Here is a 22,790-nt window from a genome sequence, read left to right as displayed (position 1 = left end):
GACAAGCGCAAAGCGGGAATAATTCCCGGCATGAGAAAATTCACTCCCCATCATAGTCGTGCTTTGCACGCGATAAGCCGTTGGTCAGGCCGCATAGCCTCACCCGCGCTACTGAGCGACGCCCATGCGCTGCTCTATTCCGTCAGGAGTTTTGTCGCCGCGATGCTCGCGTATTACATTGCCCTGGCGATTGGCCTTGAACGGCCCTCATGGGCCATCATCACCGTCTATATCGTTTCGCAAACCTCGGTGGGCGCGTCTTTGAGCAGGAGTCTATATCGCCTGGCAGGGACCGTGGCCGGCGCGGGGGCCACGGTGTTGATTGTGCCCACGTTTGTGAATACGCCGATTTTATGCAGCGTGATTCTGGCAGGCTGGATCAGCTTCTGCCTCTATTTATCCCTGCTTGAACGCACGCCCCGCGCCTATGCCTTTGTACTGGCCGGTTATACCGCAAGCCTGATTGGTTTTCCTGCCGTCTCTGACCCCGGCACGGTGTTTAACATCGCCATCATTCGGCTACAGGAGATCACCATCGGCATCGTCTGCGCCGCGCTGATTCACCGGTATATTTTGCCTACCCGGATATCAGGGCTGTTTAACAGCAAATTAGCGCAGACGCTGCAGGCCACGCGTCAGCGGATTGCCGACACTCTGGCGGGCAAGTCCAACGCGCAGTCAGAACCGCTGCATCTGGCGCTGGCGCTACAGTTCCTGCAGGGCGTCAGCCACCACATCCCGTATGATTTTGCGCTTTCGGTTCCGGTCCGCCAGGCCAGGAAAGCGCTCCATGACAGGCTGGCGCGGTTAGTTATTGTCAACGGCGAATTATGCGATCGTTTACAGGCGATCGCGGAGATGCCCGCCGATATACAGACGCTGCTGGATGATGTTCAGGCCTGGCTGACCTGTGACAATACCGGGAAACGCAAAAAAACAGCGGATGCGCTTCAACAACGCAGCGCGCAGTTAGCACAGCGGCACGCTGCGCAGGCACTGACGTTTGAGGAGGCGCTGCGGGTGAATTTCTTACGCTATATCGTTGAGTTGATGACCCTCCTGCAACAGTGTGAGCGTCTTTCGGATGCCATCCATCACGCCAAATCCGCCCCCATTCAGGCAGAAGATCATGCGGCGAAAGGGTATGTTTTCCATCGCGATGCCCTCAGTGCCGCCCGAACGGCGCTGGGCGCTTTTGTCATCATTCTGGGCGGCTGTCTGCTATGGATTTACTCCGCCTGGCCCGATGGCGGCACGGCGGTCTCGATTCTTGGGGTTTGCTGCACGCTGTTTGGCAGTTTCGATACGCCGGCCCCGCATATTGTCAAATACATTATCGGTTCCGTCTGGGGCGTATTGATAAGCCTTATCTACAGCTTCGCGCTGCTTCCCCCGCTCAGCGATTTCCCGGTGCTGGTGGCGGCGCTTGCCCCGGTCTATCTGCTTGCCGGGTCACTGCAGGCGCGGCCGCCCACGACTTTTATGGCGATGGGGATTACCCTGACGCTGCCTGTGCTATGCGAGCTGGGCGCACGCTACAGCGGCGACTTCGCCGACGCGGCCAACACCGCTATCGCTCTGTTTTTCGCGACCGGCTTTGCGGTTATCGGCATGAGTCTGCTGCAAACCGTACAGGCGGACGCGGCGATAAACCGTCTGCTAAAACTTTGCCAACGCGATATTCGCCGCAGCGTGAACGGCGTGTTTAAAGGCGATGAAACGCACTGGACCAATCTGATGATCGACCGGGCCGCGCTGTTGCTGCCACGCTTGCCGCGCAGCGGGCCGTCATCCGCACGGGCGCTTGAGAGCCTGGTACACTTTCTGCGCATTGGTCTCTGTGTGATGCGCTTGCGCCGTTGCGATACGCCCGCAGGCAGCGAGATCAACGAGGTGCTTTATCATCTGACCGGTACAACGAAAACCGCCGTCTTACGCGAGCGTCTTGCCGTAATGGCAGCTCTCTGCTTGCCCGCGACAAATGAACAGTCATGCCAGTTTGTCGACCGGCTGGTTGATCTGCACTGCGCGCTACGGACACAGAACAAGGAACCTACTCATGATAAATGACATCAATATCGGCGGTGTTTTTATCCCCGGGCTGCTGCTGACCGCGCTTATCGCTCTGGTCTGTACGCTGTTACTCGTGCCGCTTTTTTCGTTCAGCAGACTTTACCGGCGTTTGCCCTTACGCCCGTTGCTTGATGTCTCAACCTATATCGTGACCTTTTTCCTGCTTTTGCAGGGCCTGACCACACTGGGGTTATTCGCATGAAACCTTTACTCTGTTTGCTCGGTCGTTACGCGCTGACGTTAATCGCAGTGGCGGTGGCGACTTGCGTGGCGTTTATTTTCTGGAAACAGTATGCGCAGACGCCCTGGACTCGCGATGGACGGGTTAGGGCAGATGTGGTGCAGATTGCGCCGGATGTTTCCGGGCCGGTGAGCCGCGTGGCTGTCCGGGATAATCAGTGGGTTAACCAGGGCGACGTGCTTTATGCTATCGACCCGCGCTGGCTGACGCTGGCCGTGCTCAGCGCGCAGGCCGATGTTGAAGCAAAACGTCATGAGATGCTGATGCGCCAGGATGCGGCCAGGCGACGAGCGCTCATTAAAGGGGTCATCTCCGGCGAGGACATCCAGCAAACAGGCAGTGCAGCACGCGTCGCGGCGGCCAATTATCAGGGGGCGCTGGCTGCGCTGGAACTGGCGCAGCTTAATTTATCTCATGCTACCGTGCGCGCACCGGTTGCCGGCTACGTCACGCATCTTCGACTTCGCCCAGGCGACTACGCCACGGTGGGAGAGACAAAGGTCGCCGTTGTCGATGCGCACAGTTTCTGGGTGGTGGGTTATTTTGAAGAGACCAAACTGCGTCATATTCGTATCGGGAACGCCGCACAAATTTCGCTGATGGGGTTCGAGCCGCCCATCACGGGGCATGTGGAGAGTATCGGCCGGGGAATCGATGATAGCAATGACGAGACGGGCGGGCTTGGGCTGCCGGATGTCAATCCCACCTTCAGCTGGGTACGACTTGCGCAGCGAGTACCTGTACGTATCCAGTTAGATAAGATACCGGAGGGAATTGAACTGGTGGCAGGGTTATCCGCCAGCGTTTCTATTATGCCTTAAAAGTTTTTAACCGTCCTGACGGCGGGCATTGTGGAAGAGCGGTTTGCGTGACTCCAGCCGCGATAAATAGAGCGTGAGCAACCGTTCTGATACAGCAGCTTGCCAGGTCCCTGCTTTGTGCCAGAAATGGACGTTCTCAATCCACAGTACAACTTCAGGGAATATCGGGATCCATAGGTTAATATAGTTCGGATGTATGCCTCAGTACGCCCGGCGGCAATAAGGATTTTAAAGGAATATCGATGGATACAGACACGTTAAGTTTTTGGTTAAATCGTTGGTTACTCATTCCGGATGGCGAGAAATTTATAACGCATACATCAACCTTGCTCCCGGTAAAAACAGCAACGCAGGGTATTAAGGCTATGCTGAAAGTGACTGATGATGCGGATGAGCAAACCGGGAACTCACTGATGGCATGGTGGGAAGGTAACGGTGCAGCGCAGGTTCTTGCTTATGAAAAAGAAGCTATTCTACTCGCTCGCGCTACGGGAACGGCAGCACTGTCAACGATGTCCAGAAATGGTCAAGACAATGAAGCCTGTCATATTTTGTGTGCAACTGCGAACAGGCTTCACCGCAAGTCAGATAAACCCTTGCCAAACCTTACACCTCTCCATCGCTGGTTTTCTTCGCTAAAACCCGCAGCCCTTGCGCATGGAGGTATTCTGGCGCAGTGCGCAGAGATCTCCCAGGAACTGCTCTCCTCTGCGCAAGACGTCGTTGTATTACATGGTGACTTGCATCACGATAACGTGCTTGATTTCGCATCATCTGGTTGGCTGGCCATTGATCCCAAAGGGCTACAAGGCGAACGAGGATTCGACTTTGCTAATATTTTCACCAATCCGGATCTTGGTAATCCTGAGCATTATGTTGCAAGAGTACCGGGTATTTTTAAACAGCGACTTGAGATCGTCACTGAGATGTCGGGAATCAATAGAGAGCGACTTCTGCAGTGGATAATTGCATGGTGCGGGCTCTCAGCGGCATGGTCGCTCGAATGCAATGATCGTATATCAGTCCAGGTTGAAATTGCTGAGTTGGCTATTGCTGAACTGAGCGTATGAGATGCCGGCAACGCCGGGCTGCTGAGTCACCATCCCACTTCTCATTTGCTGTTCAATGACAATCTGAAAGCCCGCTCTTTGCTCAAGGTCGGCCGTCACGTTCAACACCTTTCCACCAAAAGTCGTCCATTTTTTAATTCTGATGTGTGTATTGAGCCCTCAATAATAAAGGCTCAATACCCCCTCTTGTTATTGCAGATCTTTTTCCTTCAGGAACTGACTCACTAAATCAGCAATCTGCACATTGTTGAGGTCAGAGAACGGGAAGTGGGTATTACCTTTGATACCTGTCTCAGGCAGATGCGTCACAGTGACATCCCCGCCATGCTTGTTCACCACGTCACGCCACTCACGAGCCATCGCCAGGCGTACGCGCCAGCTGTCCTGCGCGGGCATGGCGACAGGTTTATCCGGTATGTTATCGCCGTAAATAATCAGAATCGGGATTTTGGTCAGAGCCATAAACTGCTCCATCGGCACCGGCTCACCCTTCAGCGTGTCGAACGCGCTTGGCATAGGGGCTGGGAGTTCTTTTTCAGGGAAGACAAAGCTGCTGCCAGGCTCAAAAGCGACAATGGCTTTGACCTTGTTGTTTTTCATCGCCGTGTACCAGCCAGGTCCGCCGCCCTGAGAGTGGGTGAAGAGGATTGCCGGGCCGGATTTATACACGACGGCTGACATCGCATCAGAGATAACATTGATATCAAACGGCCCGGTATTTGGGGTCATCTGACGGAAATACTGATTCAGTGCTTCTTTGTCGTGAGAGAACTGAACGCCCTTAAAATACTCTGGCCACACGCCAACGCGGAACTGGTTGAACCACATCTGTTCATCCGGTTTAGGCGTAACAGTACCTTCTACCGTAGTGCGTCCGGCGCTGCCCCGGCGTGGCTGATCGACAAGATAAGTTGAGAACCCGCGACGCAGAAAGATGTTCTGGAACCCTTCGCGACCATCCGGGGTACTTTCCCAGGTACGGGAGAACTGACCTGCGCCGTGCAGCATGACGATAGGGTATTTATGCGGATTCTCCGGGATTTGGTAGAACACTGAGGCATGATCGCCATGATAGGTTTGGCCAGCTGAATCCAGCGGCTTTTTTGCATCAAATGTTCCTGGTGCGGTGATGATAGTGCCACCAGCAGAAAAGCTTCCCTGTTCCTGAATGACCAGCGGCTCGGCGTATACCGACTGAGCCATCAGGCCACCCGCCATCACGCAGATGGCCAGCGTTTTTAAGATTGTCTTCAAAATGACATCCTCTGTTATGTTTGCCGTTCAATCATATCTGAATGGCCGGAGTGAATTATTTAGCAGCCTTGATTGCCCCTATTTGTCCGACTCATAAATGCGGACGATTAGCCGCGTAGGGTTTCTAACCAGCTGTTGACCGTTTCTGTGGTTCTTCGCTCCTGGTCGCATTCAATGACCAGCGGTTTTTCCCGACGGGCTGTTGGGGCCAGGCTGGTAAGGATGTCGTCGCTGTCTCCTTTACCGTAGCCGCCGTGAGTAATGAAGGGGATCAGTAATTTGCCCGCAAGGTTATGGCTGCTGAGAAATGCCTGCACTACAGGCGGCACGCTGGTCCCCCAGATGGGAAAACCTAAGTACACGGTCTGATAGCGTGAGATATCTGCGACGCGATTTTTTAAGGCGGGTTTTACGCCTCGCTCACGCTCATTTTTCGCCTGTTCCACGGTCTGGAAATAGTCTTCCGGATAAGGCGTAGCCGGTTCAATTTCAAACAGATCGGTATTCAGGTTGCGGTGAATGACGCCGGCAATCACCCGTGTATTTCCGCTGCGGGAAAAGTACGCCACCAGAACACGGCTTTTACCCTGCACGTTCGCGTTTCCGGTGGCTGCCGATGCCAGGGAGACGTTCGCCAGCGTCAGCCCGGCAAGTGCGGTGATTAACATTCTGCGGTGGGGATCATGCTCCATAGCCAACTCCTAATGGTTTGCGAGCGCCTGTTGCAGCGCCTTTTCCGCTCGCGTAGCTGCATCACTTTCGCCATGCTCACGCAGAACCTGTGCCAGCTGGCGCAGCTGCGCGGCGGTCAGGCCGACCCGCATGCTGGCTCGCGTATGCGATAGCAGCTGGGCTTCAACGCCCGGCGTGGCCGCTAATGCGCCAACCGTTGCCAGCTCGCGGCTCTGCCAGTCGAGGTTATCGCGGGCGAAAATGTCGCCGAACAGATGCGTTTGCAGAAACTGATTAATGACCGGCGCAAAATCAAACAGCGGCCCCTGGACGGGCGCGCCTGAGATTTTGGTCTGGTTCGCGGTCCCGACCCGGCGAAGTTCCACCCCGGTGGGGACGGGGGCGACAGGCTCTTTACCCTCAACGTCTTCGATGCCACGTTGTTTGCGTGCTTCGACGACTTTCATCAGTTCGCTAAGTGCATTCAGGCTACGAGGGAAGCCGGTGTAGGCATAGAGCTGGACGAGAATCTCTTTGGCTTCGTTTATCGTGAGCCCGGCGTCAAGCCCCTGATTCAGTGCCGCATTCAGCTTGTCCATCTGACTGCTGGCCATCGATGCCGCGATCAACGGGATGGCCTGCTGGCGAGCTGACAGCGTATCTGAAACGGTTGATGGCTGGTTCATTTCTGAGGCTCCTTTATTGACGGGCGCAGCATGTGCCGTGAGACCAAAACCAAAGGTCAGCAGTAGCGCTGCCGTTAATGCCTTAATGGGCGTGGTATTGTTCATCTGTCACTTTCTCCATCCAGTTAACGCTTTTGCCATCCACAATCCCGGTAATCGCCAGATGCGTCATTGCACTGCCAGGGGCAGCCCCGTGCCAGTGTTTAACGCCCGCCGGGCAAGAGACAACGTCACCCGTACGGATGACCTGTACCGGCTGACCTGCTTGTTGGGTGAGCCCAACACCCGAGGTCACGATCAGCCGCTGACCTGCCGGATGCGTATGCCAGGCGGAGCGGGCTCCCGGTTCAAAGGTGACATAAGCCCCGGAAACGCTCATTTCGTTATCAGATTTGAAAAGAGGATCAACCCTGACGCGACCGGTAAAATTCTCCGCTGGCCCATACACCGCATTCTGGCTTCCGGCGGGGGCGATTTGGACAGCGGGATTTTGCTCCGCTGCCGAGGATGAAAAGGTGAAGAGGGGCAGTAACAGCCCGAGGTAACGTAAATGTCCGATCATGCAAAGCGTCCTTATCTACAATGAGGGGGATGGCCTGCAATGATTGTAATAAGGGTGACATGTCGTCAGGCTGACGACCCCCTGACAATTCTGTCAGTTAACCCCAATTATGGTGACAGCGCTTTGTACTGTCTAAAAATAAGGCACCAAAGCAAAAAGCGTGTCATTAATGAAAATAAAATAATAATAGCCAGATAGCGTAAATAAAACAGAAGGGGGGATTCGTCGTAATCGAAAAAGTAGAAATCAACCTTCATCAACAAATAGTCGAGATAGTTCAGATTCAGAAGCCAGTATAAACCCAGTAGTGCGATGAGCGAAAAAATCCCCGGCATAATGACATTTGCAAAGCGTGAGTCGTCGGCGATGTTCAGGATCCGACAGAAAAAGGTTGCCAGCATTTTCCAGTGCAACCCGATATGCAGCGCCAGAATGAGCATTCCCCAGTGGACCGACGTCATGTGTACTTTTCTGACCCAGCTTGCCGGGTTGTGGAACGGCAGGTCCAGAAGGATATGTCGTGACAGCATCATGCCAGAGACAATAGCGGTCAGGATAACAGCGAATGTCACAGCATTAATGACTCTGTTAATTATCCGCATGGTTAAAGGCATTTTCGCCGACAATGACCACAAGCGATGTCTGTTAAGGTATAAATGCAATATGATGAGCAGTGAAAAAATAATCCCCGCCCATTCATGCACGATTTCATCCTGAAGATGAAACCCCATCAGCACCAGCAGAAGTAACGTCATTAGCGTATCCTGCATCACCTGAAAAATATAAATTTTCTTCATGTCGATGGCTTAACGCTGCGGCTGGACTTGTTTTACCCATTGCTCAACTTGCGCGGGTACGTCAGGATCTGAAATATCGTTGCGCGAGATCGAGAGCGCGCGAGTGACTAATTTGGCCTGCGGCTGCATGCGGGCAATTTCTCGTAGGGAGTCGGCTAACCGGCTGCCACCATGGGTGGTAAAGGGGATGACCGTTTTACCGGCAAAATCATTTTGCTCAAAAAGGCTATATATCACCATTGGCATGGTATACCACCAGATGGGATAGCCGACGTAAATGGTGTCGTAATCGCTGAGAGCGGGGAGCGGCGTTTTTAGCGCGGGCCTGGCTTGAGTTTGCTGCTCCTTTTCGGCAACGCGTAAAAGCGCATCATGTTGGCGAGGGTAGGCGCTGGTTGTTTCAAGGCGAAACAGGTCGCCGTGAGTCTGTTTCTGAACCAACTGCGCAATAAACTGCGTGCTGCCGGTCTCTGGGGTATTTTTTTGTAATACGCTGGCCCCGGAAAAACCATCCGCCGCATCAGGTTTCATTTCCTCGGGTTGTGAAAAGTAGATAATCAGCGTGCGGGACTGAGCGGATGAATTCTCTGCTGCGAACGCGGGCTGTCCCAGAAGCCCCGTGACAATTATCGCCAGAAACCCGCTAAATAACTTGTTTATTCTCACTGTTTCCTTCCTTCAATCAGCAGTGGTGAGTCTGAGCGGTGATTCTGGCGCAAGTAGCCTGACATCAGACTGACGGCTCTCTGACAATTTCGTCAGCAGGTTTAGCGCGTTGGCGTCCCGATTTTGTCTCTGAAATCAGTCCCTCTGTTCGGATAGCGTCAGGCTGTTTAGCAAACGTCAGCCCAAAGGTATTGATGCCACCTTCACTGCGGGCAAAGACATCTCCCCGGTGCATAATGGCAACGGCACGCACGATCGACAGGCCCAGCCCATGATGGGTATCACTCCTGGCCCGGGAGGTGTCGACACGATAAAACCGTTCAAAAAGCCGATGTAAGTGCTCTGGTGCTATCGCATCGCCAGGGTTAGAAACTGCCACACAGGCTTGATTGTTTTTTTCGCTTAGGCGCACCGTAACCGTGCTAGTGGAGGGGGAGTGTCTTGCGCTGTTTTCCAGTAAATTGGCCAGCGAGCGGTGGAACAGCCGCCGGTCGATGTGCGCGGTGACATCGCCCTCAACATCCAGAGAAAGCTGTTTTTCTGCAAAAGAGGGCTCAACATACTCCGCGGTTTTCAGGGTTTCTTCTCGCAGGGACACCTGCGTAAGCTGGGAAGCATGTTCACCCGCATGGGCATGGGACAGGAACAGCATGTCGTTCACGATCGACGTCATTCGCTCCAGCTCCTCGAGATTTGAACCCAGTAACTCTTCCAGCTCATCAGGCGAGCGTCGGCGTGAGAGACCCAGTTGCGTCTGACCAATCAGGTTCGTCAGCGGTGTGCGGAGTTCATGGGCGACATCGGCGTTAAAGCTTTCAAGCTGTCGCCAGGCGACTTCCTGACGCGCTAATACGCCGTTAAAAGATGAGGCTAACTGCTGTAGCTCTTCGGGCAATGCGCGGGTATTCAGGCGTTGGCCATGGTCCACCGGCGCGAGATGTTGTGCCTGTTTACTGAGCATCCCCACCGGGCGCAGACCAATCCTTGAAACGACATATCCCAGCAGGGCGACGATCGCTACGCCCAGGGCGGCAATAATCAGCAGCGTACGCGTGAAGGCATTCAGAGTGCCCATATACGGCGTGGAGTCGATGGCAACCACGTAGCGCAGCTCCGGCCTTTCACCGTTGGCGGGGATGGTTTTGACTAACAGGAACAGCGAGCATGCGCCTTCCGATGCGCCGGGCACGCGATTAAACCCCTCTTGTAAAACGGGCCACTGCACTCCCAGCGGCGGCGTTCCCCCTATACTAAAGCGCGGGTCATCGCTCACTATCCAGTAGCGAACGCGCTCACCTTCAGAATTGGTTAACAGAGTAAATTTACTGGCCAGCGTCGACCAGCCGTCAGCCGAGGTGCGGGCGGTGATCCATGGACTCATCAATGATTCCCGGAACAACAGCTCATTGTGCATCTGCTTTTGCAGAGAGTCATGCAGGGAGCTTCTTAGCAGGATACCGATAACGGAAACAATCAGCAGCGCGGACAGGGCAAACATCAGCGCCAGGTGGACTGAGATGGAGCGCTTAAGCATGCTTATCCCCTTCATTTATTCAGCGCGGACTTCAAGGACGTACCCCATGCCACGGACGGTATGAAGCAGCTTAATGTCGAACGGGGCATCCACTTTGGCGCGCAGACGTTTAATGGCGACTTCAACCACGTTGGCATCGCTGTCAAAATTCATGTCCCATATCTGCTCAGCAATCATCATCTTTGACAGAATTTCTCCCTGATGGCGGGAGAGAAGGCTCAACAGGGAAAACTCTTTCGCGGTCAGTTCCAGTCGCGTTCCGGCGCGAAATACCCGGCGAGCCAGTAAGTCGAGATGTAGATCGTGAATGTGCAACTGGGTGATGTCTGCGCCATCCACAGCCCGGCGCCGCACCAGGGCCTGAATACGCGCCACCAGTTCAATAAGCGAAAAGGGTTTCGGGAGATAATCATCAGCGCCAAGGCGAAGCCCTTTGACCCGTTCGTCGACCGATCCCCGTGCCGAGAGCATCAGCACCGGCGTCTGTTTGACGGCTCGCACCCCCTCGAGTACCCGGTAGCCATCCATCCCCGGCAGCATCACATCAAGAATGATGGCGTCATAATCGAACTCCAGCGCGTAATGAAGGCCTTCCGCGCCATCGGCGGAGATATCGACCGTAAATCCGGACTCACCCAGCGCACGGTTGAGATAGGTTGACGTTTTTTCTTCATCTTCGACTAACAACAGGCGCATAACGGGATTTCCTCTTAACTTTGCAACGGTGCTTCAACATCGGAATAAACCTGCACGGCATCCGGCAGACGTTGACCCTGGATAGTGATGGTATCCAGTGAGCGAGTGAGCTCGGTCATCTCCGTGGCGGTCAGCGACACGCCGCTAGCCGCTGTGTTTTGCCGCATATGGTCTTTATTGGTGGTGCCAGGGATGGGAACTATCCAGGGTTTACGGGCCAGGAGCCATGCCAGCGCAATCTGTCCCGGCGCGGCATTTTTTCTTATTGCCCAGGATTTCAGTAGTTCAACCAGTTGTAAGTTGTGTGGCAGGTTATCAGGCGAGAAGCGCGTTTCTGTCGCGCGGAAATCACCGGTAGCGAACCGGGTATTCTCATCAATCCAGCCGGTTAAAAATTGCACGCCGAGTGGACTCCATGGCACGAACCCAATGCCCAGCTCTTCACACACCGGAAGCACCTGTTTCTCAGGGCCGCGCCAGAGCATGGAGTATTCACTTTGTACGGCGGTCACGGGTAATGCTGCGTGGGCGCGTCTCAACGTGTTGATACCCATTTCAGACAGACCCCAGTGCAGGACTTTTCCTTGATCCATTAAATCTTTCACCACACCGGCGACATCTTCGATCGGGATCTGCGGATCAACACGGTGTTGATACAGTAAGTCGATGCGATCGGTACGCAGGCGTTTGAGCATATTGTCGACGACCTGCCTGATATGCTCCGGCCTGCTGTTAAGGCCCGGCAGACGCTTACCCGTCTGCTGGTCAATGTTCCAGCCAAACTTGGTGGCGATAACGATTTTGTCCCTGAACGGGGCGACGCCTTCTCCGAGAATTTTTTCGACTTCAAACGGGCCGTAGGCTTCGGCGGCATCGAAGAACGTCACACCTTCATCAAATGCCCGGTGGATAACATTGACCATCTCGGGACGCCAGGGAACGGACGTGTCGTATTTGCGACTCATGTTCTGCACGCCCAGACCGACGGCAGAAACTTCCAGCTTCCCGAGCTTACGCTTACCCGGAGCAGCATTGCGTTGGCTGGATTGTCTGGATGAATCGATCTGAGAGGATTGGCTCGCCGCCGATACGTGGGGAATCAGCGAGGCGGCGGCAATACCCGCCCCGGCGACTAATAGCTTGCGCCGCTCTGGCATTGTTGGGGCATTCTGGCTTTTCATTGATCGCTCCGTTTCTCAGAAAATTGAACATGAATCTCCTTTAAGCGAGATCATTCTGCTCCTTGCTAGCCAACATAAAGCTGACGCTTACCTGACAGCGCTGTCAGGAACACTTCCCCATCCCGGCCGCTTCCTGACAAAAATGTTATTTCTCGGTCACGCAGCTGACAGCCTGTTCTCCCTAACCTGAGGCTGCATATTTAATTTCGCGAGTCTGTATAACCAGGCCGACACTCATCGGGAGAGACCATGAAATTCACGCTTATCAGTGCCATGCTACTCACGGCAATGGCCGGAGTGACCTCAGTCAATGCGGCTGATTACAAGAAAAATCCATTCACACTGGCCTATGACGGTGCCATTACTGAGAACGTCAAAGGCAAGGTCAATATTCATCCGGTGAAATACGATCTGCACGGCATCCAGATTGCTGCCAACGTCTATACGCCAGCTAACTACGATCCCGCCAAAAAATACCCTGCCGTGGTAGTCGCGCATCCTAATGGCGGTGTAAAAGAACAGGTCGCCGGGTTGTATGCCCAGCGTCTCGCTGAGCAGGGCTACATCACGATTACCGCCGACGCCGCGTATCAGGGCGCCAGCGGTGGGATGCCTCGCAGCGTGGATAAACCGGCAAATCGTATCGAGGATATCCACGGTATGGCGGATTACATCAGCCAGTATCCCGGGGTTGATACTTCCCGCCTTGGCCTGCTTGGCATTTGCGGTGGCGGCGGGTATTCACTGGTTGCCGCCGAGACGGACAAACGGTTCAAATCGATTGCAACTATCAGCATGTTTAATTCAGGTCTTGTGCGCCGCAACGGTATGCAGGATTCACAGCTGGAGACTATCCAGCAGCGGCTTCAGCAGGCTTCTGACGCTCGCGCTCAGGAAGCAGCCGGAGGCGAAGTGCTTTACTCCGGCGATGCCAACCTGACTGATGAACAGATTGCTAAATTACCTTTTGCTTTGTATCGCCAGGGCTACGAGTACTACTGGAAAACCCACGCACACCCGAACTCCACGTTTAAATACACCACCAGCAGCCTTCTGGATTTGATGAGCTTTGACGTAACGGACCATATCAATCTCATCAATAAACCGCTGCTGATGATTGCCGGTACAAAAGCCGATACGCTCTATATGACTGAAGATGCGTTTGCGAAAGCCAGCGGTACGAAGGATAAAGAACTGTTCCTGATCGATGGCGCTACCCATATTGAAACGTATTGGGTGCCTAAATACGTTGACCAGGCAATGCAAAAATTAGACGTCTTCTTCGATAAGCATATTTAGTTAGCTTCCGATGACGCCCCAGCCGCGCAGGCTGGGGTACTCTCATCAGCGGTAGCTACTTTCCTGCTGTATTTCATATTGTGTCTTCAGCCGATATCCCCAGATTAACGAAGATGCGGTTAAAGATAATTACGCTGATTAAATAGGCGCTATGAATGGAATTCATAGACCTGATCCGGAGCAGGGAATGAAAACGATGAGCCTGAGGTGACAGGCTGGTTCTCGAGCGAGTGAATCATTCACTTGGGATGGCTTTCAGGCGGAGGATCAAATGAGTTCACAGCGCCCGTTACCATTGAGTGGGGTTAAAAAAAGCCACTCGGCCAGCGCCTTTCTTCCCGCTCTTATTCCCTGCGATGTTCCCGGCCACATTGCGCGTGAAGCGCCATACGCGCCCGCCAACGGCGCTATTCAGCCAGGTCCCTGCATATCGTCGCAGGAGATAAGCCCGGCGATATCTTCCCGCGAACGGATATTCACGGCTCAAGAGTAATAGGCAGTCATCAGGCAGGATCGGGCTCACCGGGTTGTGCATCTGGCCGCTACAGTTCAGCAAGGTTAATGCACAACAGGAGCAGCTATGAAAACGATGGGTTATGCCGCACTTAATGCCACCACTCCGCTGGTTCCCTTCAGCTTTGAACGACGCGCCTTGCGCAGGAATGATGTGGCGATTGAGATCCTGTGGTCCGGGGTGTGCCACAGCGATCTGCATCAAACCCGGGATGACTGGAAAGAGTGGGGGGCGACCGTTTACCCCTGCGTTCCCGGGCACGAAATTATTGGCCGGGTGACTGAGGTTGGCAGTGAAGTGAGCCGCTATCAGGTCGGGCAAATGGTGGCCGTCGGGACGATAGTCGACAGCTGCCAGGAGTGCGATCAGTGCCGTCGACACGAAGAGCAAATGTGCCGAGAATTTCCGACGGTGACCTACAACGGCCGCGATCGCATTTCAGGTGAGATAACCTATGGCGGCTATGCGAAACATATCGTGGTACGAGAAGAGTTTGTCTTAAATCTGCCGGAAGCGCTCGATCCTTCCCGCGCCGCGCCGCTCCTGTGCGCCGGTATTACCGTTTACTCCCCGCTGCGCACCTGGAATGTGGGGCCGGGCTCACGCGTCGGGGTGATTGGCATCGGTGGCCTGGGACATCTTGCCGTACGTCTGGCAGAGGCGCTGGGCGCTACGGTCACCGTGATTACCCGTAGCGCGGCAAAAGCTCAGGAGGCGCATGAGCTGGGGGCGAAACATGTTTTACTGTCGACATCAGCAGAGGATATGCAGCGGGCAGGCTCCTCGTTCGACGTGATTATTGACACGATCCCCACCCGGCACGATCTCTCTGCGTACGTGCCATTGCTGGATATCGAAGGGGCGCTGGTGATTGTTGGCAATCTGGGGAATATGGAGGGTTTCAGCACCTTACCGCTAATCCTGGGGCGCCGCCGCATTACCGGCTCACCTTCCGGCGGCATTGCGCAAACCCAGGAGATGCTGAATTTCTGCGCGCAGAAAGGGGTTTACCCGGAGTGCGAGATCATCCCGATACAGCAGATTAACCAGGCATTTGAACGCATGGAGCGGGGAGAGGTGAAGTACCGTTTCGTGATTGATATGGCCTCGCTGTCGGCCTGATAAGGACGGCTGACATCGGCGAACCGGTGTCAGCCTGTACGCTGATCTTCAGTAGGGGCGCCCTGTCCCGGCCGCCAGCGACAGGGCTTTATCGCCGATCGGCGTGATACCAAACTGACGCTTGTACTCACGGTGGAACTGGCTGACGCTTTCATACCCTACGCTTATCGCCGCCGTCGAGGCATCCGCATCTTGCGACAATAACAACCGTCTGGCTGCAAGAAGCCGTAGCTGCTTCTGGTACTGCAGTGGGCTCATGTTCGTCATGCGGCGAAAATGGTGGTGCAGCGTGGAGACGCCCATACCGGCAATCCGCGCCAGCGCTTCGACCTTTAACGGCTGCGCATAGTTATCGCGTAGCCAGTCCATGGCCACGGATATCCGTTGCCCGCTGGAGCCGGTCAATACGGTTTCTCTTAAGGTCCTGCCCGCCGGGCTGGTGAGAATGCGATACAGTATTTCGCGCTGAATGAGGTTACCCATGTAGCCTTTATCCTGAGGATGTTCGTTGACGTTCAGATAACGTAGCAGCGCATCAAGCAGCGGGCCGTCTGCCGGCCCGAGCGACATTCCCTCATCTCTGTATTCCGCGTCATTGCCGTACTGTTTCATGTCGATCATCACTTCCCGGGCGAGAGATAAGTCCAGCTGGAGCAGCAGCGAGATAAACGGTTGTTCAGCGCTGGCTTGCATCACTTCGGCGACGGTCGGCAAATTGACGGCGGTCAGAAGAAAGTGGGATTCATTATAGGCATAGGTTTTTTCGCCCAGACTGACGCGCTTCTCCCCCTGAAGAATCAGCGACACGCTGGGCTGGTAGAGACAAGCGTAGGGGGGCATCGGGCGGTGTAATTCCACAACGCTCACGCCGGGAAAGGGGCAAAGAATCTGTTCACGCCGTCCGGTATAGGCTCTGATTTTCTCCCTGATCTCACCACGTCGTGACGCCATTTCCTGTTGCCAGCGTATATGCTGTGAGTCCGGATGATTATCAGGCATGGTCTGGCTCCTCAACTGAGTGGTGGATGCTTTAATCGGCAGCAAGGCAGATGAACAATTGGTCGCGTCGGCACCCACGATATTATTTACCAACAGGCTGCGCAAACGGACTGTGTTCCCTGCGTTGAGATTCACACTAAAGGTTAAAACCGCGCTGGCCCATCTGGGGATCCGGGGGCGACGGTCATCATCTGCAGCAGGGCATGGAGCGTGGTGGCGCCCGCCGACATCGGCGTGGAAGGGGGCGCCACGGCGGCTATGGCGACGTGCTTCCTGCCATAGCCGTACCCGCCAAAACCGGCGACGGCCCGCCGCCAGTCGATGCCGATGCTACGCGGCGGTAACGCCCTCGAGAAAGACGCGGGGAAAACTTAAGCATCAACAAGCAGAAATAAACCGTGAGTATCAATGCGCGTTTTGCCTTGATGGAACTCCCCCGCCGGCGATTGCCAGAAGGGGAGCGGAACCATTATTCCCAACGTTTCAGCAGCAGGCTGGCGTTGACGCCGCCAAAGCCAAAACCGTTCGACAGCGCATAACGCATCTTCTGCGGGCGGGCCACCCGCGCCACCAGGTTCAGGCCTTCCGCGTCTTCATCGGGGTGATGCAGGTTCAGCGTCGGCGGTACCACCTGGTCACGCAGCGCCTGAATGGTGAAAATAGCCTCAATCCCGCCGGCCGCGCCTAACAGATGGCCGGTTGCTGATTTCGTTGACGTAATGGCGACGGGATGCGTGGCGAACAGGCTTTTTATCGCCGCCAGTTCGCCTTTGTCTCCGACCTGAGTCGAGGTGGCGTGGGCGTTGATATGGTCAATCTCTTCTGCTGCCACCCCCGCCTGACGAATGGCCATTTCCATGGCCCGACGCGCGCCGTTACCGTCTTCCGGGCCAGCGGTCAGGTGATAAGCATCGGCGCTGGTGCCGTAGCCGACCAGCTCTGCCAGCGGGGTGGCGCCGCGCGCCAGCGCGTGTTCCAGCGATTCAATCACGATAAGCCCGGCGCCTTCTCCCATCACAAAACCATCGCGGTCGCGGTCAAAGGGGCGGGAAGCCGCTTCCGGCTGATCATTGGCTGCGCTGGAGAGCGCTCTTGCTGCGGCAAACCCGGCAAGGCTAACGCGATGAATTGCCGCTTCTGCGCCGCCGCAGAGGGCGATATCCGCCTCGCCGCTGCGGATCATCCGTGCAGCATCGCCAATGGCCTGCGCGCCTGCCGCGCAGGCGGTGACCGGCGCGCCGATGGGGCCACGGAAACCGTGGGCGATAGACACATGTCCGGCGGCCAGGTTGGCAAGAAAAGAGGGGATGGTGAACGGAGACAGGCGACGCGGCCCGCGTTGGTCCGTTGTATGTATCGCATGGGCGATCTCGCTGAACCCGCCGATCCCGGTGGCGATTACCGTTGCGGTGCGATCTTGTTCTGCCGCTGATGCAGGCGACCACCCGGCCTGCGTTAGCGCCTCACGCGCGGCAACCAGCGCAAATTCGATAAAGCGATCCATCTTTTTGCGTTCCTTGGCCGGGATGGTCGCCTGCGGATCGAAGCCGTGCAGCGGATCGCGTTCGATGGACGGAACCTGCCCGGCCACTTTGCAGGGAATGTCTTCGACCATCTGCTCGCTAAGCCTGGTAATACCTGACTTACCTGCCAGCAGCGACTGCCAGACGTGCTGTACGCCGCAGCCCAGAGGGCTGACAATCCCCATCCCGGTCACGACAATGCGTTTAGCTGAAACGCCCATAATCAACTCTCCTGTAATATCAGTGTGCCGGCGGCTTTTTCATTAAGGGAACCAGCAGCGCGGCAATCAAAAAACCGATCATGATGAGGTAAAAAGCATCGGAAAATGCCTGTGTTCGTGCCTCCCGCAGCGTCAGTGCGGAAAGATTTTTCAGCGCCGCCGTATGAGCGGCATCCGGGGAGATCCCCTGAGCGACAAGGTTTGCCGCGCTGCGCTGAACAAAATCGCTCATTGCCAGGTTGGCGTTATTCAGATGATCCGCCAGGCGGCTGTAATGCAAATTGGTCCTGTCGTTAAGCACCGTTCCGCACAGGGCGATGCCGATGGCGCCGCCGAGATTGCGCATTAAATTAAACAGCCCGGAGGCCAGCTTAAGGCGTGCGGGAGGTAAGCTGCCCAGCGTCAGGGTCACGGTAGGCGCGACGGCAAACTGCTGCACCAGTCCGCGAAAAGCCTGAGGCAGCAGCAACTGGTCGGCACCCCAGTCGTGGGTTATCGGCACAAAGCTGTACATCGACACCGCAAAGCCGATCAGCCCGGCCATCAGCAGCCAGCGCAGGTCGACGCGGTTGGCGAGCCACGAATAAAACGGGATCGACATCACCTGGAACAGGCCGGTGGAAAATACCGCCAGGCCAATTTCCAGGGCGCTGAAACCGCGCACGCTACCGAGGTACAGTGGGGTTAAATAGATGGTGGCGAAGATGCCGACGCCGGCCATAAACGAGAAATAGCAGCCGAGGCTGAAGGTTCGGTCCTGCAGGGCCCGGAGATCCATGACCGGCTGCGGATGGCGCAGGGTGCGGATAATAAACGCCACGCCGCACAGCAGGGCGACCCAGGCGGTCGTCGTCAGGGTGGCGTCGTCAAACCAGCCCCAGCGCGGGCCTTCTTCGAGGGTATATTCCAGGCAGCCGAGCGATAACGCCAGCAGCAGAATACTGAGGTAGTCGGCACCGCGCAGCAGCGAGGGGTCAGCGCTATCGACTTTCACCAGCAGCGGTACGGCAACCGCGATGTAAATCCCCGGAATAACGTTGATAAAGAACAGCCAGTGCCAGTTGAAGTTTTCGGTGATCCAGCCGCCCACCGTCGGGCCAAGCGTGGGGGCCAGGGAGGCCAGGCCGCCGATCGTCGCGGCGGCGATGACCCGCTGTTTACCCTGGAAAAAGGCGAAGGCGGTGGTGAAAACCAACGGGATCATCGATCCGCCCGCCAGCCCCTGCAGAGCGCGGAAGGCGATCATACTCTGAATGTTCCACGCCCAGCCGCACAGCAGACTCATCAGCGTGAAGCCCGCCGCGGAAGCGGCAAACAGCCAGCGCGTCGACATGACCCGCGCCAGCCAGCCGGAAAGCGGGATAATAATGATCTCGGCGATCAGGTAGCTGGTTTGTACCCAGACGGTTTCATCGTCGCCCGCCGAGAGGCCGCCGCCGATATCCCGCAGCGAGGCGGACACGATCTGGATATCGATCAGCGCGATAAACATGCCCACGCACATGCTGGCGAAAGCGAAGATCTTCTGCGTCATCGGCATCGACAGACCCTGCGGGACGGACAGCGCCTGAGCGGTGCTCATCGGCGGCTCTTTTCGTTCACGGTGACGACTACCGATAGCCCTGGGCGCAGTACGTCAAGTTTTGCCCCTTCTCCTTCCAGCGCAATGCGAACCGGTACGCGCTGAACGATTTTAGTAAAATTCCCCGTCGCGTTCTCCGCAGGAAGAATGCTGAAGCGTGAGCCGGTCGCCGGTGCCAGGCTGGTGACATGGCCCTTAAAGGTGCGGTTCGGCAGCACATCGGCCACGATGGTTACCGGTTGGCCGGCACGCATATGCGCCAACTGGTTTTCCTTGAAGTTGGCGTCAATCCACAGGCCGTGCGCGGGAACCAGCGAAAGCAGCTGCGTGCCGCTGCTGACGAACGAACCGGACCACGCGCGGCGGTTGCCAATCACGCCATCGAACGGCGCGCGAATTTCGGTATAGCTGAGGTTCAGCGTGGCCATCTCGAGGTTAGCCTGGGCCTGGGTCAGGGCGGCCAGGGTTTGTTGCTGGCGGGCATCCAGCACCGCCAGCTGGCGTTCGGCGGCGGTTTTATCCGCTTTTGCTTTATCCTGCTCGGCGCGCGCCCGGCGGTAATCGGCGGAGGCGTTATCGCGGATTTGTGCGGAAATCGCGCTCGACGCGGCCAGGGCGTTATAGCGCCGGTTGTCGTTAGCCAATTTTTCGGCCGCCGCGGCGGCGGCCTGTAACGAGGCCGCAGAACCGGCAATCGTCGCCTGCTGTAGCTGGCGGGTGGCAATGATATCGGCCAGCGCGGCCTGCTGCGCCGCCACTTCTCCGACGGCTTTTGCCCGTGCGGCGCGGTAATCGCGGTCGTCGATGCGAATCAGCAGATCGCCTTTTTTCACCGCCATATTGTCCTGCACCGCCAGCTGCTGGATATAGCCAGAGATTTTGCTGGAGATGGCGCTAATGTCACCGCCAACATAGGCATCATCGGTGGTCTGGATAAAGCGCCCGGTATGCCACCAGTAAGCGCCGTAACTCGCTGCCGCCAGTGCGGCGACGGCGAGTGCCGCCAGGACGAAGGCGCTTTTCTTACTGGCCGGGTTCATTGCTGGCATCCCGGTAGGGTTCGGGTTGGAATTTTTGCCCGCTATCGCCTTCGCGTTTGCGCAACAGATAGTCGTGACGGTATTTCATCATCGGCGAAGCGGCGGGTCCCGGCACCATGGTGTATTTACCCGGAATAATCTCTTCGCCGGTCGCTTTATCGACCAGGATCGGTTCCACGCGCCGCTGGGTTTCACTTTCCACCAATTGCATCTGACGGCCTTCGGGTGAGAAGTGGCGGTTACCCCATTCCGCCAGCGCCAGCAGTACCATGCGAAAGTCGCGGCCGCTTTGCGTGAGGTGGTATTCGTAGCGCGGCGGTGTGCTGCTGTAGCAAACCTTCTCCAGCAGGCCGTCGTCTACCAGCGCCTTCAGGCGGCGTGAAAGAATATTCGGCGCGACGTTGCTGCTTTTCTGGAACTCGTCAAAGCGGGTAAAGCCGGCGAAGGCGTCGCGCAGGATCATTATGCTCCAGCTGTCACCGATGCGGCCAAGGCTACGGGCGATGGGGCAGGGAGCGTGGCAAAGCGGTTCATTTTTCATGGACTGGCCCGGATAGATAGGTGGCTTTCGGGAGCAAATTGACATAGTAACTATCAAAATGCAAGTTACTTAAAAAACGATCTCTCAGCAGATTCATGGCGCAGGCGTTAAGGTACACAGGCGATAGACCAATATGGGGTGACACGGCTTAGCGCAAAACGGTGGTGCAGGGGCCGGGGTGGGTAAGAGCGTGACGGAAGCGAATTGAGCGGGCGCTAAGGGGGTTGATTGCCGGAGCGCCATACGTTATGCCAATAAACAATCGCATTGTGCCTGGTCCCTTCATTCTGTCGTATTTTTATTATTTATTAGCGTGTTAGTTAATGACTCGTGTCATAAAAGGCAGGGGAAGCCGGGATGTCGTCTATGGGGAAGGGGGGCAGACAGCCTGAAACCGAACGGAGCAGAGTCTGACGGTCCGCTCCGCGGCAGGAGCGGACGTTATGCTAATCAATGATGAAGTGGTCAGCCGGGATAGTGCGTTTAGCCAGTTTCTTTTGAAGTATTATGACCATTACGGGAAATACAGAGGCGGCTAATGCACTGACAACCAGCAGTCTGTTCAGATTTTGCGTTGTTATTCCCTGGTCCGGTAGTAATAAGGAAGACAGAAAGAATGCGAGAGTTGTTATCAGGTACATCATGGCTGTCTGTAGTGAAGTAAAGCTGGCTCGTTGTTCATCCTCAGGATACTGGACAGCAACCGACGACGCGCAAACCAGCCGACTGTATGAAGCGCCAAGAAATAAGGTTATAAATAGAAATACATTATGATAACCCATCGCCGGAATCAGCAAACTTGCCACCAGGAACAGAGTTGAAATTGTTGCCAGCATCAGAGCAGATAAACGCGATGTCAGCATGCCTGTTATTTTTGTAGACAGATAACCGGCTATCCCGCCACTTAAGAACAATAAAGGTAATAGGTTTTGTTGTGCGCCCATATACTGCGTCATTAAGGGCGCCAAAATGGGAATGATCAGCATTGGACTGAATTGTACAAGGGCAGTACAAGAGGCGAAAAGTAAGGTTTGAGCATCAATAGATAGATTCCTCTTCACGCCTGATGGGGCCGTATCCTTAGGGATAATAAATATTATCAACGGTAAAGATAACAGACAAAGCGAACTGATTAACCCTGGCGCAGTATGCCAACCATAGTGCGTGCATAAAAATAATATCGCTGGCATGCCGACGATACTGACCAGCGAAAATGACGCAATTACCGTTGCCAGCATTTTTCCACGTAAGTTTGCCGGGGCGTAATTTATTAAAATACTCATACCCACCCCCATTGTCGTACCACCAACCGCTCCTGCGCAAAATCGCAGTGCCAGAAGAATGTCAAAATGAGTAGTGAGGGTGGGCAAAAATGTTAGTGCTCCCAATAGCACCATATTCGTGAACAAGAATTGTTTTTTATTAAACAGATCGATGCAATAAAAAGCAACGATCCCAGAAAGCACCGCACCCAGCGTATACATACCAGAGACATAGCCAGAAAATGATACAGGAACCGAAAATCCCTCGGCCATAAAAGCAAAAACGGGCGTTAACGCCATATATTCCAATGCATTAGTGAACTGGACAAAAGCCATTACAATGGCTATCCGCATGAGGGTTTTATGATTAAACGTCTGTGTGACCAGTGGCATAGTAAGCAACCTGTGGCTGAAAGATATCCGAGTTTAACCAC

At 55.4% G+C, this 22,790-nt stretch carries 21 protein-coding genes; 6 read left to right on the top strand and 15 right to left on the bottom strand.

Annotation, left to right across the window (positions count from 1 at the left end):
- Positions 1–30: 30 nt before the first annotated feature.
- The 4 genes from AC007G_RS12830 to AC007G_RS12815 all read left to right on the top strand — a co-directional run bounded on the left by AC007G_RS12830 (position 31) and on the right by AC007G_RS12815 (position 4,205).
- Positions 31–2,070, top strand: a complete 2,040-nt coding sequence (locus tag AC007G_RS12830) for an FUSC family protein (RefSeq protein ID WP_318327874.1) — start codon at positions 31–33, stop codon at positions 2,068–2,070.
- On the top strand, positions 2,060–2,275 hold the full coding sequence (locus tag AC007G_RS12825; RefSeq protein ID WP_004850424.1) for a DUF1656 domain-containing protein: 216 nt from the start codon (positions 2,060–2,062) through the stop codon (positions 2,273–2,275). Before AC007G_RS12830 ends, AC007G_RS12825 begins: the two co-directional genes overlap by 11 nt.
- Positions 2,272–3,135 carry an efflux RND transporter periplasmic adaptor subunit gene (locus AC007G_RS12820; protein ID WP_132468198.1) on the top strand — a complete coding sequence of 288 codons (864 nt, stop codon included), beginning with the start codon at positions 2,272–2,274 and terminating at the stop codon, positions 3,133–3,135. Before AC007G_RS12825 ends, AC007G_RS12820 begins: the two co-directional genes overlap by 4 nt.
- A gap of 242 nt (positions 3,136–3,377) precedes the next feature.
- Positions 3,378–4,205: an aminoglycoside phosphotransferase family protein gene (locus AC007G_RS12815; protein ID WP_032700131.1), complete on the top strand. Its 828-nt coding sequence runs from the start codon at positions 3,378–3,380 to the stop codon at positions 4,203–4,205.
- 189 nt (positions 4,206–4,394) lie between these two features.
- Here the strand turns inward: AC007G_RS12815 and AC007G_RS12810 are convergent, their stop codons facing one another.
- The 9 genes from AC007G_RS12810 to AC007G_RS12770 form a co-directional block, all read right to left on the bottom strand.
- Positions 4,395–5,459: an alpha/beta hydrolase gene (locus tag AC007G_RS12810; RefSeq protein ID WP_318327867.1), complete on the bottom strand. Its 1,065-nt coding sequence runs from the start codon at positions 5,457–5,459 to the stop codon at positions 4,395–4,397.
- 107 nt (positions 5,460–5,566) lie between these two features.
- Complete coding sequence (locus AC007G_RS12805; protein WP_046852666.1) at positions 5,567–6,151, bottom strand: flavodoxin; 585 nt, start codon at positions 6,149–6,151, stop codon at positions 5,567–5,569.
- Between the two features lie 9 nt (positions 6,152–6,160).
- On the bottom strand, positions 6,161–6,922 hold the full coding sequence (locus tag AC007G_RS12800) for a carboxymuconolactone decarboxylase family protein (RefSeq protein ID WP_318327865.1): 762 nt from the start codon (positions 6,920–6,922) through the stop codon (positions 6,161–6,163).
- The gene (locus AC007G_RS12795; protein ID WP_099972772.1) at positions 6,900–7,379 is read right to left on the bottom strand and encodes a (R)-mandelonitrile lyase; all 480 of its coding nucleotides are present in this window, start codon (positions 7,377–7,379) and stop codon (positions 6,900–6,902) included. Before AC007G_RS12795 ends, AC007G_RS12800 begins: the two co-directional genes overlap by 23 nt.
- 107 nt (positions 7,380–7,486) lie before the next feature.
- Positions 7,487–8,134 (bottom strand): DUF4405 domain-containing protein, encoded by a 648-nt coding sequence (locus tag AC007G_RS12790; protein WP_318327864.1) that lies wholly within the window; start codon positions 8,132–8,134, stop codon positions 7,487–7,489.
- A gap of 51 nt (positions 8,135–8,185) precedes the next feature.
- A complete protein-coding gene (locus tag AC007G_RS12785) occupies positions 8,186–8,842 on the bottom strand; it encodes a flavodoxin (RefSeq protein ID WP_077267086.1) in 657 nt (218 codons plus the stop codon).
- Between the two features lie 64 nt (positions 8,843–8,906).
- Positions 8,907–10,376, bottom strand: a complete 1,470-nt coding sequence (locus AC007G_RS12780) for a heavy metal sensor histidine kinase (RefSeq protein WP_032695914.1) — start codon at positions 10,374–10,376, stop codon at positions 8,907–8,909.
- A gap of 15 nt (positions 10,377–10,391) precedes the next feature.
- Positions 10,392–11,072: a heavy metal response regulator transcription factor gene (locus AC007G_RS12775; RefSeq protein ID WP_032695915.1), complete on the bottom strand. Its 681-nt coding sequence runs from the start codon at positions 11,070–11,072 to the stop codon at positions 10,392–10,394.
- A 14-nt stretch (positions 11,073–11,086) separates the two neighbouring features.
- A complete protein-coding gene (locus AC007G_RS12770) occupies positions 11,087–12,253 on the bottom strand; it encodes an aldo/keto reductase (RefSeq protein WP_185935649.1) in 1,167 nt (388 codons plus the stop codon).
- Between the two features lie 273 nt (positions 12,254–12,526).
- Here AC007G_RS12770 and AC007G_RS12765 point away from each other — a divergent pair, with 273 nt between their 5' ends.
- Together AC007G_RS12765 and AC007G_RS12760 are read left to right on the top strand one after the other, a co-directional pair.
- Entirely contained in the window at positions 12,527–13,552 is a 1,026-nt protein-coding gene (locus tag AC007G_RS12765; RefSeq protein WP_223306670.1) for an alpha/beta hydrolase, read from the top strand.
- A 580-nt stretch (positions 13,553–14,132) separates the two neighbouring features.
- Positions 14,133–15,188: an NAD(P)-dependent alcohol dehydrogenase gene (locus AC007G_RS12760; RefSeq protein WP_046852663.1), complete on the top strand. Its 1,056-nt coding sequence runs from the start codon at positions 14,133–14,135 to the stop codon at positions 15,186–15,188.
- A gap of 48 nt (positions 15,189–15,236) precedes the next feature.
- On the opposite strand, the gene AC007G_RS12755 is transcribed toward AC007G_RS12760, so the two are convergent.
- From AC007G_RS12755 to AC007G_RS12730, 6 genes are all read right to left on the bottom strand, one after another.
- Positions 15,237–16,187 (bottom strand): AraC family transcriptional regulator, encoded by a 951-nt coding sequence (locus AC007G_RS12755; protein WP_032700121.1) that lies wholly within the window; start codon positions 16,185–16,187, stop codon positions 15,237–15,239.
- A gap of 469 nt (positions 16,188–16,656) precedes the next feature.
- Positions 16,657–17,931 carry a beta-ketoacyl-ACP synthase II gene (fabF, locus tag AC007G_RS12750; protein ID WP_142631078.1) on the bottom strand — a complete coding sequence of 425 codons (1,275 nt, stop codon included), beginning with the start codon at positions 17,929–17,931 and terminating at the stop codon, positions 16,657–16,659.
- A gap of 19 nt (positions 17,932–17,950) precedes the next feature.
- Positions 17,951–19,513 carry a DHA2 family efflux MFS transporter permease subunit gene (locus AC007G_RS12745; RefSeq protein WP_142631079.1) on the bottom strand — a complete coding sequence of 521 codons (1,563 nt, stop codon included), beginning with the start codon at positions 19,511–19,513 and terminating at the stop codon, positions 17,951–17,953.
- Complete coding sequence (locus AC007G_RS12740) at positions 19,510–20,553, bottom strand: HlyD family secretion protein (protein WP_046852660.1); 1,044 nt, start codon at positions 20,551–20,553, stop codon at positions 19,510–19,512. The genes AC007G_RS12745 and AC007G_RS12740 overlap by 4 nt, the downstream gene beginning before the upstream one ends.
- The gene (locus AC007G_RS12735) at positions 20,537–21,094 is read right to left on the bottom strand and encodes a winged helix-turn-helix transcriptional regulator (RefSeq protein WP_032700116.1); all 558 of its coding nucleotides are present in this window, start codon (positions 21,092–21,094) and stop codon (positions 20,537–20,539) included. Before AC007G_RS12735 ends, AC007G_RS12740 begins: the two co-directional genes overlap by 17 nt.
- A 446-nt stretch (positions 21,095–21,540) precedes the next feature.
- Complete coding sequence (locus AC007G_RS12730) at positions 21,541–22,749, bottom strand: MFS transporter (RefSeq protein WP_099001062.1); 1,209 nt, start codon at positions 22,747–22,749, stop codon at positions 21,541–21,543.
- Positions 22,750–22,790: the final 41 nt, after the last annotated feature.

The sequence above is a fragment of the Klebsiella sp. CSG-1 genome, assembly GCF_056521145.1.
This window is presented reverse-complemented; position numbering and strand designations above follow the sequence as displayed.

What these genes read in the sequence shown, in the direction of transcription:
- AC007G_RS12815 (WP_032700131.1), top strand. Translation starts at nt 3,378, where the DNA reads ATGGATACAGACACGTTAAGTTTTTGGTTAAATCGTTGGTTACTCATT.
- AC007G_RS12765 (WP_223306670.1), top strand. Translation starts at nt 12,527, where the DNA reads ATGCTACTCACGGCAATGGCCGGAGTGACCTCAGTCAATGCGGCTGAT.
- AC007G_RS12730 (WP_099001062.1), bottom strand. Translation starts at nt 22,749, where the DNA reads ATGCCACTGGTCACACAGACGTTTAATCATAAAACCCTCATGCGGATA.
- AC007G_RS12775 (WP_032695915.1), bottom strand. Translation starts at nt 11,072, where the DNA reads ATGCGCCTGTTGTTAGTCGAAGATGAAGAAAAAACGTCAACCTATCTC.
- AC007G_RS12820 (WP_132468198.1), top strand. Translation starts at nt 2,272, where the DNA reads ATGAAACCTTTACTCTGTTTGCTCGGTCGTTACGCGCTGACGTTAATC.
- AC007G_RS12745 (WP_142631079.1), bottom strand. Translation starts at nt 19,513, where the DNA reads ATGAGCACCGCTCAGGCGCTGTCCGTCCCGCAGGGTCTGTCGATGCCG.
- fabF (WP_142631078.1), bottom strand. Translation starts at nt 17,931, where the DNA reads ATGGGCGTTTCAGCTAAACGCATTGTCGTGACCGGGATGGGGATTGTC.
- AC007G_RS12790 (WP_318327864.1), bottom strand. Translation starts at nt 8,134, where the DNA reads ATGACGTTACTTCTGCTGGTGCTGATGGGGTTTCATCTTCAGGATGAA.
- AC007G_RS12780 (WP_032695914.1), bottom strand. Translation starts at nt 10,376, where the DNA reads ATGCTTAAGCGCTCCATCTCAGTCCACCTGGCGCTGATGTTTGCCCTG.
- AC007G_RS12805 (WP_046852666.1), bottom strand. Translation starts at nt 6,151, where the DNA reads ATGGAGCATGATCCCCACCGCAGAATGTTAATCACCGCACTTGCCGGG.
- AC007G_RS12830 (WP_318327874.1), top strand. Translation starts at nt 31, where the DNA reads ATGAGAAAATTCACTCCCCATCATAGTCGTGCTTTGCACGCGATAAGC.
- AC007G_RS12795 (WP_099972772.1), bottom strand. Translation starts at nt 7,379, where the DNA reads ATGATCGGACATTTACGTTACCTCGGGCTGTTACTGCCCCTCTTCACC.
- AC007G_RS12740 (WP_046852660.1), bottom strand. Translation starts at nt 20,553, where the DNA reads ATGAACCCGGCCAGTAAGAAAAGCGCCTTCGTCCTGGCGGCACTCGCC.
- AC007G_RS12735 (WP_032700116.1), bottom strand. Translation starts at nt 21,094, where the DNA reads ATGAAAAATGAACCGCTTTGCCACGCTCCCTGCCCCATCGCCCGTAGC.
- AC007G_RS12770 (WP_185935649.1), bottom strand. Translation starts at nt 12,253, where the DNA reads ATGAAAAGCCAGAATGCCCCAACAATGCCAGAGCGGCGCAAGCTATTA.
- AC007G_RS12825 (WP_004850424.1), top strand. Translation starts at nt 2,060, where the DNA reads ATGATAAATGACATCAATATCGGCGGTGTTTTTATCCCCGGGCTGCTG.
- AC007G_RS12800 (WP_318327865.1), bottom strand. Translation starts at nt 6,922, where the DNA reads ATGAACAATACCACGCCCATTAAGGCATTAACGGCAGCGCTACTGCTG.
- AC007G_RS12755 (WP_032700121.1), bottom strand. Translation starts at nt 16,187, where the DNA reads ATGCCTGATAATCATCCGGACTCACAGCATATACGCTGGCAACAGGAA.
- AC007G_RS12760 (WP_046852663.1), top strand. Translation starts at nt 14,133, where the DNA reads ATGAAAACGATGGGTTATGCCGCACTTAATGCCACCACTCCGCTGGTT.